Consider the following 14,805-nt stretch of genomic DNA (forward strand, 5'->3'; position numbering starts at 1 on the left):
CGGCAATCACCGAGCGTCATAGCTCTCACCGTACTAATTACTTTTGCTCAGCCAAATTCAGCCAGGTTTGCACCACGGTATCCGGGTTGAGTGACAGGCTATCGATGCCCTGCTCCATCAGCCAGATCGCGAAATCTTCGTGGTCTGATGGGCCCTGCCCGCAAATACCGACGTATTTACCCTGTTTCTTCGCCGCTTTAATTGCCATCGATAGCAGCGCTTTCACCGCATCGTTGCGTTCATCAAACAGCGCCGATACCACGCCGGAGTCGCGATCCAGACCCAGCGCCAGCTGCGTCATGTCGTTTGAACCGATGGAGAAGCCATCAAAGTGTTGCAGGAACTCATCAGCCAACAACGCGTTGGACGGAATCTCGCACATCATGATGATTTTCAGACCGTCTTCGCCACGGCGCAAACCCTGACTCGCCAACTCAGCAATCACCGCTTCCGCTTGCGCCACGGTACGAACAAACGGGATCATGATTTCTACGTTCTTCAGACCCATCACGTTGCGCACGCGTTTGACCGCTTCACATTCCAACGCGAAACAGGCTTTAAAGTCTGGTGATACGTAGCGACCTGCGCCACGGAAGCCTAGCATCGGGTTTTCTTCTTCCGGCTCATAGCGCTCGCCACCGACCAGATTGGCGTATTCGTTCGATTTAAAATCGGACAGACGGACAATGACGCGCTTCGGCGCGAATGCCGCAGCCAGCGTCGCAATCCCTTCCGTCAGGCGACCTACATAAAACTCGATCGGATCGTCGAAGCCCTGCATCAGCGTTTTGATTTCACGTTGCAGTTCTGGAGTTTGTTGGTCGAATTCCAGCAGCGCACGCGGGTGCACGCCAATCATGCGGTTGATGATGAATTCCAGACGCGCCAGACCGACGCCATCGTTTGGCAAGCAGGCAAAATCAAACGCGCGGTCAGGGTTACCGACGTTCATCATGATTTTCAGCGGTAACGTAGGCATTTCATCAATCTGTGAGCTCTTCACGGAGAAGTCCAGCAGATCCTGATACACATAGCCCGTGTCGCCTTCCGCACAGGAGACCGTCACTTTCTGCCCTTTGCGCAAACGTTCGGTCGCATCGCCGCAGCCCACAACCGCCGGAATGCCCAGCTCACGCGCGATAATCGCTGCGTGGCAGGTACGTCCGCCGCGATTGGTAACAATCGCGGCAGCTTTCTTCATGATCGGTTCCCAGTCTGGGTCGGTCATGTCGGTCACCAGCACATCGCCCGCGTTGATCAAATGCATCTCGCTGATGTCCTGAATCACTTTCACTTCGCCTGCACCGATACGGTGACCGATCGCACGGCCTTCCACCAGCACCGTCCCACTGGCTGGCAGGTGGTAGCGCTCCATAACCTGTCCGTTAGAACGTACCGTTTCAGGACGTGCCTGAACGATATAGAGTTTACCGGTGTGACCATCTTTCGCCCATTCGATGTCCATCGGGCGGCCGTAGTGTTTCTCAATCAGCAGAGCCTGACGCGCCAGCGCCTGCACTTCGTCGTCTGTCAGGCTGAAACGCGTCGTTTGTTCTGTCGGTACATCTTCAATCCGCACCTGCTTGCCATGTTCCTGACTCGCGGCATACACCATACGGATTTTTTTCGATCCCATGTTACGGCGCACAATTGCAGGCTTGTTGTTCTGCAAGGTCGGCTTGTGAACATAAAACTCATCTGGGTTCACTGCCCCTTGCACCACCATTTCACCTAAACCGTAAGCCGACGTAATGAACACGACCTGATCAAAACCGGATTCGGTATCAATGGTAAACATCACACCCGCGGAAGCCAGATCGGAGCGCACCATGCGCTGTACGCCTGCCGACAGCGCCACGCCACGGTGGTCATACCCCTGATGCACGCGATAGGAGATAGCGCGATCGTTAAACAGCGATGCAAAGACGTGCTTCACCGCGACCATCACTGCGTCAATGCCTTGCACATTCAGGAAGGTTTCCTGTTGGCCAGCAAAAGATGCATCTGGCATATCTTCCGCGGTGGCGGAAGAACGCACGGCAAACGAGGCCTCTTTTTCGCCATCAGCCAGTTGCTGATAAGCATCACTGATTGCTTGCTCCAGCTCTGGCTGGAACGGCGTATCAATAATCCACTGGCGAATCTGCGCACCGGCGCTGGCCAGTTGGCTCAGATCGTCAATATTGGTGCGATCGAGCAGCTCATAAATACGCTGGTTAATCCCGCTTTGATTAAGAAAATCATTAAACGCCTGCGCCGTTGTCGCAAAACCGTTGGGAACGGCTACGCCTAAATCTGAAAGGTTGGTGATCATTTCACCCAAAGAGGCATTTTTGCCCCCCACCCTTTCAACATCGTGCATACCGAGCTGGTTATACCAAAGGACATTACGCAAATCAGGGCCGTTATTGGACATCGAAAATAATCCTTTCTGCATACAATTAGGGTATGAAAGAGTTCGGTTGAGAATCGCCTCAACGCAATCAGGTTAGCATAGCGTTTTGATGAACATGGACAGGTGAATCGATCAACCTATGAAAAAAAACTGATTTCACGGCAAACGATTGCTTAACGCGGTAAAAATCCAATATCGTAGAGGATTAGTATTCTTTATCATGAAGATAATGAAATGCTGTTTTAATAAAAGTATTCTTGAAACGCAATTTTTGACGAGGTTGACGTGTTCGAGCTGTCGGAAATATCACAAGGGGGTTATGTGGAAAGAAGCGTGTTTTATGTCTCGGATGGTACGGCCATTACGGCAGAAGTGCTGGGTCATGCAGTGCTGTCCCAATTCCCCGTGAACACGGTTAGCTATACCTTACCTTTCGTTGAAAGTGAAGTCCGTGCTAAAGCGGTGTGTGAACAAATCAATACGCTGTATCAGCAAACTGGCGTACGCCCGCTGGTGTTTTACTCCATTGTCACGCCGACCGTTCGTAATATTATTACCAGCAGCGAAGGATTTTGTCAGGATATCGTACAGGCGCTAGTTGCCCCCTTGCAGGAAGAATTGAACACCCCGCCAACACCGATTGCTAACCGCACTCACGGTTTGACGGCCAATAACCTGAGCAAATACGACGCCCGTATCGCCGCCATTGATTACACGCTGGCACATGATGACGGTATTTCGCTGCGCAACCTCGATCAGGCTCAGGTTATTCTGCTGGGCGTGTCACGCTGCGGTAAAACACCGACCAGCCTGTATCTGGCAATGCAATTTGGTATTCGTGCTGCCAACTACCCTTTCATTGCCGATGATATGGACAACCTGCGCCTGCCCGATGCACTGAAACCGTTCCAGCATAAGCTATTCGGGCTAACCATTGATGCCGAACGGCTAGCAGCAATCCGTGAAGAGCGCCGGGGCAATAGTCGCTATGCTTCCCTGCGCCAGTGCCGTATGGAACTCAGCGAAGTCGAAGCGCTATTTCGCAAACATCAAATTAAATATCTCAATACCACCAATTATTCTGTTGAGGAAATCTCCGCCAAAATCATCGACATTCTCGGCATGAGCCGAAGGATGTACTAGTACATGGTGGTTTTTTTGTTTTGATGCGGTTGTAATGTGCGCTATTTCGTTTATTGTGTGCTCCATCACTTCCCGGCATTTCGCCGCTGCGAAGCAACCCTTTAGTTGAAAATATCGCTTGAAAACAGGGTCTGAAACACGTTCAGGTCAATGCTTTTTCGGTGAACACAGATTTTCGACTTGACCGTATTCAGAGACAAAAAATGCTACAAACAGATGAACTGCGGAGCACGCGCATCGAGAGTCTGGTTACGCCCCAAACGCTACTTGCCAGACTCCCGATTACCCCTGACGTTGCCGAAAATGTCACCTCCTCACGCAAGAAAATTGAAGCCATTCTCACTGGCCACGATCCCCGTTTACTCGTTGTGATTGGCCCCTGTTCGATCCATGACACCGACAGCGCTTTGGACTATGCACGTCGTCTGGCTGCGCTACGCACGCAGTATCAGGACAGGCTGGAAATTGTCATGCGCACTTATTTTGAAAAGCCGCGCACCGTCGTCGGCTGGAAGGGACTCATTTCCGATCCCGCGCTTAATGGCTCGTTCCAGGTGAACGAAGGGCTGGAAATTGCGCGTCGCCTGCTGCTGGACGTCAATCAGCTTGGATTGCCGACCGCAACGGAATTCCTCGATATGGTCACCGGCCAATATATCGCCGACCTAATTAGCTGGGGGGCGATTGGCGCGAGAACCACGGAAAGCCAAATCCACCGCGAGATGGCATCTGCACTATCCTGCCCTGTCGGCTTTAAAAATGGGACAGATGGCAATACGCGCATCGCCGTCGATGCAATCCGTGCCGCACGCGCCCAGCATATGTTCCTCTCGCCGGATAAGCGGGGTTTCATGTCAGTCTACAAAACCCAAGGCAACCCGTTTGGCCATATTATTATGCGCGGCGGAAAAAAGCCGAACTACCACTCGGAAGATATTGTCGCCGCCTGTGCTCATCTCAGCGAGTTTTCTCTGCCCGAGCATCTGGTGATCGATTTCAGCCATGCCAACTGCCAGAAACAACATCGTCGCCAGCTTGATGTTGCCGATGACGTCTGTCAGCAAATTCGCGCCGGTTCACGCGCCATTGCGGGCATCATGGCGGAAAGTTTCTTAATCGAAGGGAGCCAGCCTGCAATCAATCCTCTGGCGTTGACATATGGGCAATCTATTACCGATCCTTGCCTGAGCTGGCACGATACTGAAACGCTATTGGCGCGTCTGTCAGACGCTGTCGATAGCCGATTCCAAGCTTGATCCCTCCCCTGTGGTTCACCGCCACAGGGGATATAGAGCATGCATTCCCTCCGATGGCAGCGCGACGCACTCATCTTTCCTCCCTCTTTCAGTTGATGAATAATATGACAATATTAGTTTTCAGACTTATTTTTCGCAGGAAAACAATGTTCGGGCGTAGTGTTTCCCTGAAAACTATAAGTTGACCATATAAAACCATAGAGTAAAGTCATTAATAGAATCCAGAATAGGATTCATAACTTATGTTTATTTGTCCATGCACGACAAGGCTTATTCTTATTTCTGTACAGCGGCCTACTGGTGATATGGCATGGCTGTTCTCATTCAGCCAAATTATAATTTAAAATATGTGGTTTAATTACTATGACGATACTGACTACTCGAATGACGCTCAGCGCAATGCTAGCGGCAGGATTATCATTCTCAGCCGTTAATTACGCAGCAACAGATCATAATCAGCAAGATACTCAGGCGGTAGTAGCCGTTAATGATGGCGTTTCTGCGCATCCAGTGTGGTGGAAAGAGGCCGTGTTCTATCAGGTTTATCCCCGCTCATTTAAAGACAGTAACGGTGACGGGATTGGCGATCTGAAAGGGCTGACTGAAAAGCTCGATTATTTAAAAGCGCTTGGCATTAATGCTATCTGGATTAATCCCCATTATGATTCGCCGAATACCGATAACGGATACGATATTCGTGATTATCGCAAGATAATGAAAGAATATGGCACAATGGATGACTTTGACCGCCTCATTGCAGAAATGAAAAAGCGTGATATGCGATTAATGATAGATGTTGTCGTTAATCACAGCAGTAATGAACACAAATGGTTTATCGAAAGTAAAAAATCAAAAGATAATCCTTATCGCGACTATTATATTTGGCGTGATGGCAAAGATGGCACACCGCCTAATAATTATCCTTCCTTCTTCGGTGGCTCCGCCTGGCAGAAAGATAACGCAACACAGCAATATTATCTGCATTATTTTGGCGTACAGCAACCCGATCTGAATTGGGATAATCCCAAAGTACGTGAAGAAGTGTACGACATGCTGCGTTTCTGGATTGATAAAGGGGTTTCCGGGCTGCGTATGGATACCGTGGCAACCTTTTCCAAGAACCCCGCTTTCCCCGACCTGACGCCAGAGCAGCTGCAAAACTTTGCCTACACCTACACGCAAGGCCCTAATCTACATCGTTACATTCAGGAAATGCACCAGAAAGTGCTGGCAAAATATGACGTCGTTTCCGCAGGTGAAATTTTCGGTGTACCGCTGGAGGAAGCAGCACCGTTTATCGATCAGCGCCGTAAAGAACTCGATATGGCCTTCTCATTCGATCTTATCCGTCTCGATCGCGCCGTAGAGGAAAGATGGCGACGGAATGACTGGACGCTGTCCCAGTTCCGTCAGATCAACAATCGACTGGTCGACATGGCCGGGCAACATGGCTGGAATACCTTCTTCCTGAGCAACCATGACAACCCGCGTGCGGTATCACACTTCGGTGACGATCGCCCCGAGTGGCGCACCCGTTCCGCTAAAGCGCTGGCGACGTTGGCATTAACGCAGCGCGCAACTCCGTTTATCTATCAAGGGGACGAATTGGGCATGACCAACTACCCGTTTACGTCCTTGTCTGAATTCGATGACATTGAAGTTAAAGGCTTCTGGCAGGACTTTGTAGAAACCGGAAAAGTGAAACCTGATGTCTTCCTGGAAAACGTGAAACAAACCAGCCGTGATAACAGTCGCACACCGTTCCAATGGAGCAATACGGCACAGGCAGGCTTTACTACAGGTACTCCCTGGTTCCGTATTAACCCCAACTATAAGAACATCAATGCAGAGGAACAAACGCAAAATCCAGACTCCATCTTCCATTTCTATCGTCAACTGATCGCATTACGTCATGCCACGCCAGCGTTCACCTACGGAACTTATCAGGATCTCGATCCGAATAATAACGAGGTACTTGCTTATACTCGTGAACTCAACCAGCAACGTTATCTGGTTGTGGTGAACTTTAAAGAGAAACCCGTACATTACGTTCTGCCGAAAACGCTTTCCATCAAACAGCCTTTACTGGAAAGCGGGCAAAAAGATAAGGTAAAACCGAACGCGACGACGCTTGAGTTACAACCGTGGCAATCTGGTATTTATCAATTGAACTAATCGGTACGCCCGCACGTCGCATTGCGGCGAGCGGGCAAATTTACAGCGAAAGCTTATTACGCTGCATATAAAAGCTAACCTGATAATCATGTACGTTATAAATCATAATCGAAAAATCAAGGTACGCACCCTCAACCGATTGCGATAAAGATGTCATTTGTAGCAACGGTGCGCCCTCGCTCACGCTCAATAAGCGCGCTACCGACGCATCGGCCAAAATCGGCGAGAAAACCTCGTAGCAACCGGCAATCTCAATATGTTTTTCGTCCTCAATATAAGCGAATTTCGATCCCTGCAAATGCTTTACCGATAGCTCAGGAAAGGGAGCAACCGGTAAATAGCTGTCTTCCAACATACAGGATTTACCGTCCACGTAGCGAATACGGCGGGCAAAGTAGATCTTTTCATCTGCCCGAAGCCGCAACTGTCGGGCAATCGCTGGCGGCGCGGGGATAATACGAAAATCCACGACGTCATTGGTCGTCGTACGACCAATCAAACGCATATGTTCGGCAAAACTGTTCAGCGCGTGACTCTCATGCTGAACATCTTTTTGCAGAATATAGGTTCCACTGCCGTGGCGACGATCCAGTAACCCTTCAGCCACCAGCAGTTCTAGCGCTTTACGCACGGTCATTCGCGAAACAGAGAATTCTGCCGCCAGATGTTTCTCCGCTGGTAACGCTTCACCAACGCGAAACTCTGCGGAATTAATGCGTGAACGAATCTGTTCAGCAATAAATTTATAGATCACTTTTAGACCTCCCTTTCCTCTTGCCAATGCCATCAGATTCACCTGACGTCCTTGATTTTTATTTTCTAATCATAGTATTACGTTTATCTCATCGCCAACGCTTTCTCACATAGAATAAACAGGTCTGCAAGACGACCAAAAGCTGTACCTCTTCCCACGCGCCAACATGTTGATTGAGTTCACAAATCATCGATACATATTCTGTTTGTGTAAACCAACCTGCTTATTCTCACTACAGAACGCGTTATCTAGGCCAAAAAAATAAATTTCCCTACAAACATAAAAATGAAGGACACCATTATGCTCAGTCAAATTCAGCGGTTTGGTGGCGCCATGTTCACACCCGTGCTGCTATTTCCTTTTGCCGGTATCGTCGTCGGATTAGCGATCATGCTGTCGAACCCCATACTTGTCGGTGAGTTAGCCAACCCGGACAGTCTATTTTTCCAGATAGTTTATGTGATTGAAGAAGGCGGATGGACCATCTTTCGTAATATGCCACTGATTTTTGCGTTTTGTCTGCCGATTGGGTTAGCAAATCACTCACCTGCCAGAGCGTGTCTTGCAGCACTGGTTTCTTACCTGACTTTTAATTATCTTATTCAAGCAATGGCGACCCAATGGGGCGGCTATTTCAATATTGATTTCAGCGCTGAGATCGGCGGCATCAGTGGATTAACGTCGATCGCAGGTATCAAAACGCTGGATACCAGCATTATTGGCGCTATCGTCATCTCCGCCTTTATCACCGCACTTCACAACCGTTATTACAATAAAACGCTGCCAGTTTATCTCGGTATATTTCAAGGCACTGCTTTTGTAGTGATCATCAGCTTCCTACTGATGCTACCAGCCGCCTGGTTGACCTTACTTGTCTGGCCTAAAATCCAGATGGGAATCGCATCCCTTCAGGGATTGCTTCTGGCATCGGGCGCTGCCGGAGTCTGGGTATACACGTTTCTGGAACGCATTTTAATCCCCACCGGACTGCATCATTTCGTTTATGGTCCTTTTATCTATGGCCCAGTCGCAGTAGAAGGCGGTATTCAGGTTAACTGGATCGCAAACATTCAGGCTTTTAGTCAGTCCACACTGCCACTGAAGACGCTCTTTCCCGTTGGTGGATTCGCGCTGTTTGGCAACGCTAAGATCTTTGGTGCCATTGGCATCGCCGCAGCCATGTACGCCACAGCCAGCCCTGAAAACAAAAGCAAAGTTGCTGGCCTATTGATCCCCGCCGTACTGACTTCCGTGCTGGTTGGTATCACCGAACCACTTGAATTCACGTTCTTGTTCATCGCCCCAGCTCTGTTCGCGATACATGCTGTGTTGGCCGCTACGATGGCAACCGTGATGTATATGCTGGGTGTAGTCGGCAATATGGGCGGCGGACTGATTGAAATCGCTACGCAAAACTGGCTCCCCATGTTCCACCATCACGCCATGAATATGGTCATCCAAATTAGCGTCGGCATCCTGTTCTCCTTTCTCTATTTCCTGATTTTCCGCGCCGTGATTTTGCGTTTCAACATCAAAACACCGGGACGGGAAGACAGCGAAATTCGCCTCTATTCAAAAGCGGATCTTGCTGGAAAAACTACGCCTCAACACGCAGCACAACAGGACGAAGCCAAAGCCTACCTGACCGCGTTGGGCGGAACGGAAAACATCACCAGCCTCACCAACTGCGCCACCCGTTTACGCATCACGCTGGCAGACCCAGCGCTAATGCAGTCCGATGACGTATTCCGCCAACTCGGTGCACACGGCGTCGTCCGCAACAGTCACGCCATTCAGATTATCGTCGGCCTGTCGGTTCCTCAGGTACGCGATCGTCTGGAAACTCTCATGCAAAACACACACCCTATGGAGGTTCAACCATGAAAAAATTTTCAATTTTAATCGCAGGCGGCGGCAGTACTTTTACCCCTGGCATTGTTCTTATGCTGCTGCAAAATCAGGATCGTTTTCCGATCGGTACGCTGAAATTTTATGACAACGACAGCGCGCGTCAGGAAACCGTCGCCGAAGCCTGCAAAATTTTGCTGCAAGAGCAAGCGCCCGAAATCAAATTCAGCTATACCACCGATCCACAAACGGCATTTACCGACGTGGACTTTGTGATGGCACACATTCGCGTTGGTAAGTACCCCATGCGCGAACTGGATGAAAAAATTCCGCTGCGTCACGGCGTGGTTGGGCAAGAAACCTGTGGCCCAGGCGGGATTGCCTACGGTATGCGCTCCATTGGAGGCGTGCTTGAATTAGTGGATTACATGGAACAGTACTCACCACAGGCGTGGATGCTAAATTACTCCAACCCAGCGGCGATCGTAGCAGAAGCCACCCGCAAGCTACGTCCTAATGCAAAAATACTCAATATCTGTGATATGCCAATCGGTATAGAAGGCAGAATGGCAGACATTCTTGGCCTGAAATCACGCAAGGAGATGACGGTACGCTACTACGGGCTGAATCACTTCGGCTGGTGGACATCGATTCAGGATAAAGACGGTAACGAGTTACTGCCAACTATCCGCGAACATGTCGCGCAACATGGCTATATTCCACTGACGGTTGAGAACCATAACGAAGCAAGCTGGAACGACACGTTCGCCAAAGCGAAAGATGTCTGCGCACTCGATCCGCAGACGCTGCCCAATACCTACCTGAAATATTATTTCTTCCCCGATTATGTCGTGGCGCATTCCAATCCTGACTATACGCGAGCCAATGAGGTTATGGCCGGACGGGAAAAACAGGTGTTTGGTGCCTGCCACGCCATCACTGAAGCGAAATCGGGTTCGGCTGGCGATCTCGAAATCGATGAACACGCGTCTTATATTGTCGATCTGGCACGCGCTATCGCATTTAACACGCGAGAAAGAATGCTATTGATTGTTGAGAACAACGGCGCGATACATAACTTTGATCCTAGCGCGATGGTGGAAATTCCGTGTCTCGTCGGCAGCCACGGGCCAGAGCCGCTGCAAATAGGCGACATCCCTACATTCCAAAAAGGATTGATGAGCCAGCAGGTTGCCGTCGAAAAACTGGTGGTTGAAGCCTGGGAAGAAGGATCGTATCAAAAACTGTGGCAAGCGCTGACATTGTCCAAAACGGTTCCTAGCGCAAGCGTCGCCAAAGCCATTTTGGACGACCTGATTGATGCCAACCGCGATTTCTGGCCTGAATTACACTAATCGTAAACAACTTCCCGCCCCTTCTTATCGCGAAGGGGCTTTCTCCTGCCACTCTTCGCGTTATTTCGCGACACATAGACTCCTCTCCCAATTTCCCTTATACCACTTATTAAGAAAACTTCACTTGAGGTTGCGTTTTTGTTACATGAAAATGATTCTCATTCATTGCTATAATCTCTACGACAACGATTAAGGGAACGAACGAGATGCAGACGTCCATTTACCAACAGTACCTCCAGGCTAAAGTTGAACACCCGCGTAAATACGCACGCGATCTGGCTGCACTACTCGGCATTAGCGAAGCGGAATTGACGCATGCTCGCGTTGGACACGATGCGCAGCGCCTACAGGGTGACGCCAAAGTTTGGTTAAGTGCGCTGGAGCAGGTTGGTAATACCAAGTCGATCACTCGCAACGAATACGCCGTGCATGAGCATACTGGTTACTACCAAAACCAGACGCTTGATGGCCACGCCGGTCTTATCCTCAATCCGCGCGAGTTGGATCTGCGTTTGTTCCTTTCTCAATGGGCATCCGCCTTTGCGCTACGTGAAAATACCGCACGCGGTGAGCGTCAGAGCATTCAGTTCTTCGATCATCAGGGTGATGCCATTCTGAAGGTCTACACAACCGACACCACGGACATGGCCGCCTGGCAGCTATTCGTTGAGAAATTTACCAGCAGCGAAAACCCGGCGTTGGCGTTTCGTCCAGCAGGTAACAATGCAGCAGCCAAGCAGGCCGTTGCCCACAATTCTCAGTTTGAAGCAGACTGGCGGGCGATGACAGATGTACATGATTTCTTCATTCTGCTTAGGCGCTATAACCTGACACGTCAGCAGGCGTTTAACTCGGTCGCTGACGATTTAGCTTACCGCGTAGAAAACGATGCGCTGTCACAAATTCTGTTTGCCGCACGTGAAGATCAGAACGAGATCATGGTGTTCGTTGGTAACCGTGGCTGTGTGCAAATCTTCACCGGCACGCTTGAACGTGTAGAGCGCATGGAGCAACACGCAGAATGGATTAATATCTTTAATAAAGATTTTACTCTGCATCTGATCGAAGGCGCGATTGCTGAAAGTTGGATTACACGTAAACCGACGGCCGACGGTATCGTGACCAGTCTCGAACTGTATGCCGCAGACGGTACTCAAATTGCACAGCTCTTCGGGCAACGTACCGAAGGGACGCCGGAACAACAACAGTGGCGCGACCAGATCGACGCCCTGAAACCGCGTAAGGATCTTGCCGCATGAAAAACTGGCTATTCCCCCTGTTATTAACACTCCCCCTGGGAGTGTCGGCTACCGAACGTGTCGTTTCTATCGGTGGCGACGTCACGGAAATCATCTACGCGCTGGGCGCAGAGAAAAATTTGGTTGCACGCGACAGCACCAGCCTGCACCCGGAAGCCGTGAAGAAGTTGCCTGATGTGGGCTACATGCGTCAGCTCAACACCGAAGGCATTCTGGCAATGAAACCTTCTCTGGTTGTCGCCAGCGATCTGTCTCAGCCATCTCTCACCTTGCAGCAGGTTGCGGACAGCGGTACTAAAGTAGTTCATGTGACCGCCGAGCCGTCGCTGGATGCGGTGCCGAAGAAAATCGGTGCTATCGCTCAGACGCTAGGAAAAGAAGCAGAAGGTAAAAAACTGGCGGAAGCCTATCAGCAAAAATTAGCGGCAGTAAAAACATCACCACTGCCGGTTAACGTGCTGTTCATTCTCAGCCACGGCGGTATGACCGCGCTGGCGGCGGGTAAAAATACCCCGCCAGACACCATTATCCGCAGTGCTGGATTGAAAAATGCCATGCAAAACGTTGAGCGCTATCAGCCGCTGTCGCAGGAAGGCGTGATTGCGAGTGCGCCGGATCTGATTCTGATTTCCAGTCAGGGGCTGAAAACGCTGGGTGGTGAAGCGCAAGTCTGGAAATTACCCGGTCTGGAACTGACGCCTGCGGGCAAGAACAAGCGTCTGTTGGTGGTCGACGACATGGCGATGCTCGGCTTTACGCTAGAAACCCCAGCGCTGATGGCAACGCTGCGTCAGACAGCCGAAGCGATAAAATGACATCACGGTTTCACCCGCGCTCTTGGTTGATCGCACTGCTGTTACTGATGGTGGCACTGATGGTTGGTGCCGCCAACATGGGCGCACTGAGCCTATCGCTCAACCTGCTCTGGCAGACGCCGTTTGACGACCCAATCTGGCATATTTGGCTGAATATCCGCGTTCCCCGCGTGCTGCTGGCGATACTGGTCGGCGGGGCGTTGGCCTGTTCCGGCGCGATTATGCAAGGGTTGTTTCGTAATCCGCTCGCTGACCCCGGCCTGCTGGGTATCAGCAGCGGTGCCGCCCTCTGCGTAGCGCTGACTATCGTGCTGCCGCTCGGCCTGCCTCCCCTGTTGGCGCTTTACGGTCCGATGTTCGCCGCTTTCGTGGGTAGTCTGGCAATTACAGCTATCATCTTTATCCTCAGCCGTTCCGAACAGGGTGGGTTAACACGACTGCTGCTGGCAGGTATCGCGCTCAATGCGCTGTGTCTTGCTCTCATCGGCGTCTTGACCTACCTCAGTACCGATCAACAACTGCGCCAGTTCTCACTGTGGGGTATGGGAAGTCTTGGACAGGCACAGTGGCCCATGCTGCTCGTCGCCAGCACGCTCGTTATTCCTGCCATGGTTGCTACCTTATACTACGCGCGCCGTCTGAATCTATTGCAGTTAGGGGATGAAGAGGCGCACTACCTCGGCGTTAACGTGAAGCGCACCAAATACACGTTACTGTTGCTAAGTTCACTGCTGGTTGGTGTGGCAGTCGCGGTCAGCGGCGTGATTGGGTTTATCGGGCTCATCATCCCGCACCTGATGCGCATGCATCTGGGTGCTGACCATCGCTGGCTCCTCCCTGGTTCTATCCTCGGCGGTGCCTGCCTGCTGTTGTTTGCCGATACGCTGGCACGCACGTTACTTTCTCCGGCAGAAATGCCCGTTGGCCTGTTAAGTAGCCTGATTGGTGGACCCTATTTCTTATGGCTGATCGTTCAGCATAAAGGACGCGGCAATGACTGACTCAGCGCTCGACAGAACCTTAGTCGCCCGAAAGCTACGCTTTCAGACCAACGGACGCTACCTGACCGATGATGTTTCTCTGGAACTGAACTGCGGGGAGATCGTGGCAATTATTGGTCCTAACGGCGCGGGAAAATCTACCCTGCTCCGTTTACTGACCGGATATTTGACTCCCGATGAAGGCGAGTGCCTGTTAGCCGGACACCCCTTTTCGCACTGGCAGCCCGGCGCACTGGCAAAAACGCGGGCGGTGATGCGTCAGTATAGCGGCATGGCGTTTGCGTTTAGCGTGCAGGATGTCGTCGCGATGGGGCGATCTCCACATGGGCGTTACCCGAAAAATGATGACGTTGTTCAACAGGTCATGGCGCAAACGGGCTGTCTGGAACTGGCGACGCGCGACTATCGCCATCTTTCCGGCGGAGAGCAACAGCGCGTGCAACTGGCTCGTGTGCTGGCACAGTTGTGGCACCCAGAACCAACGCCGGGCTGGTTATTTCTCGATGAACCGACCTCGGCGCTGGATCTGTACCATCAGCAGCATCTGTTGCGACTGCTCAAGCAGCTGACGCGTGAACAGCCCCTCGCCGTGTGCTGTGTGCTGCACGATCTGAATCTGGCGGCGCTGTATGCCGACCGCATTCTCCTGCTGCACGAAGGCAAACTGGTCGCACAAGGCTCGCCTGTGGACGTGCTACAAGCAGAGACGCTGGCTCACTGGTATCGCGCCGATCTTAGCGTGGGTTCGCATCCTGACTACGCCATCCCACAGGTTTATCTGCGCCAATAGTCTGCCCCCCTGCT

At 51.2% G+C, this 14,805-nt stretch carries 11 protein-coding genes; 9 read left to right on the top strand and 2 right to left on the bottom strand.

Going from position 1 to position 14,805, the window contains the following annotated elements; genetic code table 11:
- Positions 1–37 precede the first annotated feature (37 nt).
- Entirely contained in the window at positions 38–2,416 is a 2,379-nt protein-coding gene (gene ppsA, locus KP22_RS06850; protein ID WP_039299011.1) for a phosphoenolpyruvate synthase, read from the bottom strand.
- Positions 2,417–2,716: 300 nt separating this feature from the next.
- On the opposite strand from ppsA, the gene ppsR reads away from it, so the two are divergent.
- The 3 genes from ppsR to KP22_RS06865 all read left to right on the top strand — a co-directional run bounded on the left by ppsR (position 2,717) and on the right by KP22_RS06865 (position 6,969).
- Entirely contained in the window at positions 2,717–3,538 is an 822-nt protein-coding gene (gene ppsR / locus KP22_RS06855; protein WP_039299007.1) for a posphoenolpyruvate synthetase regulatory kinase/phosphorylase PpsR, read from the top strand.
- Between the two features lie 203 nt (positions 3,539–3,741).
- Entirely contained in the window at positions 3,742–4,794 is a 1,053-nt protein-coding gene (locus tag KP22_RS06860; RefSeq protein ID WP_039299005.1) for a 3-deoxy-7-phosphoheptulonate synthase, read from the top strand.
- Positions 4,795–5,157: 363 nt separating this feature from the next.
- Positions 5,158–6,969 (top strand): glycoside hydrolase family 13 protein, encoded by a 1,812-nt coding sequence (locus KP22_RS06865; RefSeq protein ID WP_039299002.1) that lies wholly within the window; start codon positions 5,158–5,160, stop codon positions 6,967–6,969.
- 40 nt (positions 6,970–7,009) lie between these two features.
- On the opposite strand, the gene KP22_RS06870 is transcribed toward KP22_RS06865, so the two are convergent.
- Entirely contained in the window at positions 7,010–7,723 is a 714-nt protein-coding gene (locus KP22_RS06870) for a GntR family transcriptional regulator (RefSeq protein ID WP_039323203.1), read from the bottom strand.
- Between the two features lie 300 nt (positions 7,724–8,023).
- On the opposite strand from KP22_RS06870, the gene KP22_RS06875 reads away from it, so the two are divergent.
- The 6 genes from KP22_RS06875 (at position 8,024) to KP22_RS06900 (ending at position 14,791) form a co-directional block, all read left to right on the top strand.
- Complete coding sequence (locus KP22_RS06875) at positions 8,024–9,607, top strand: alpha-glucoside-specific PTS transporter subunit IIBC (protein ID WP_039323205.1); 1,584 nt, start codon at positions 8,024–8,026, stop codon at positions 9,605–9,607.
- Positions 9,604–10,926, top strand: coding sequence for a 6-phospho-alpha-glucosidase (locus KP22_RS06880; protein WP_039298994.1), 1,323 nt, complete (start codon positions 9,604–9,606; stop codon positions 10,924–10,926). Before KP22_RS06875 ends, KP22_RS06880 begins: the two co-directional genes overlap by 4 nt.
- 206 nt (positions 10,927–11,132) lie before the next feature.
- Entirely contained in the window at positions 11,133–12,185 is a 1,053-nt protein-coding gene (locus KP22_RS06885) for a hemin-degrading factor (RefSeq protein ID WP_039323208.1), read from the top strand.
- Positions 12,182–13,000, top strand: coding sequence for a heme/hemin ABC transporter substrate-binding protein (locus KP22_RS06890; protein WP_039298990.1), 819 nt, complete (start codon positions 12,182–12,184; stop codon positions 12,998–13,000). Before KP22_RS06885 ends, KP22_RS06890 begins: the two co-directional genes overlap by 4 nt.
- Positions 12,997–14,001, top strand: a complete 1,005-nt coding sequence (locus KP22_RS06895; RefSeq protein ID WP_039298986.1) for a FecCD family ABC transporter permease — start codon at positions 12,997–12,999, stop codon at positions 13,999–14,001. The genes KP22_RS06890 and KP22_RS06895 overlap by 4 nt, the downstream gene beginning before the upstream one ends.
- On the top strand, positions 13,994–14,791 hold the full coding sequence (locus tag KP22_RS06900) for a heme ABC transporter ATP-binding protein (protein WP_039298983.1): 798 nt from the start codon (positions 13,994–13,996) through the stop codon (positions 14,789–14,791). Before KP22_RS06895 ends, KP22_RS06900 begins: the two co-directional genes overlap by 8 nt.
- Positions 14,792–14,805: the final 14 nt, after the last annotated feature.

Origin of the sequence: Pectobacterium betavasculorum, assembly GCF_000749845.1 — a bacterium.
Taxonomy (GTDB): domain Bacteria; phylum Pseudomonadota; class Gammaproteobacteria; order Enterobacterales; family Enterobacteriaceae; genus Pectobacterium; species Pectobacterium betavasculorum.

Bases quoted from the DNA above. Each gene is read 5' to 3' on its own strand.
- ppsA (WP_039299011.1), bottom strand. From the start codon at position 2,416: ATGTCCAATAACGGCCCTGATTTGCGTAATGTCCTTTGGTATAACCAG.
- KP22_RS06860 (WP_039299005.1), top strand. From the start codon at position 3,742: ATGCTACAAACAGATGAACTGCGGAGCACGCGCATCGAGAGTCTGGTT.
- KP22_RS06865 (WP_039299002.1), top strand. From the start codon at position 5,158: ATGACGATACTGACTACTCGAATGACGCTCAGCGCAATGCTAGCGGCA.
- KP22_RS06875 (WP_039323205.1), top strand. From the start codon at position 8,024: ATGCTCAGTCAAATTCAGCGGTTTGGTGGCGCCATGTTCACACCCGTG.
- KP22_RS06880 (WP_039298994.1), top strand. From the start codon at position 9,604: ATGAAAAAATTTTCAATTTTAATCGCAGGCGGCGGCAGTACTTTTACC.
- KP22_RS06885 (WP_039323208.1), top strand. From the start codon at position 11,133: ATGCAGACGTCCATTTACCAACAGTACCTCCAGGCTAAAGTTGAACAC.
- KP22_RS06890 (WP_039298990.1), top strand. From the start codon at position 12,182: ATGAAAAACTGGCTATTCCCCCTGTTATTAACACTCCCCCTGGGAGTG.
- KP22_RS06895 (WP_039298986.1), top strand. From the start codon at position 12,997: ATGACATCACGGTTTCACCCGCGCTCTTGGTTGATCGCACTGCTGTTA.
- KP22_RS06900 (WP_039298983.1), top strand. From the start codon at position 13,994: ATGACTGACTCAGCGCTCGACAGAACCTTAGTCGCCCGAAAGCTACGC.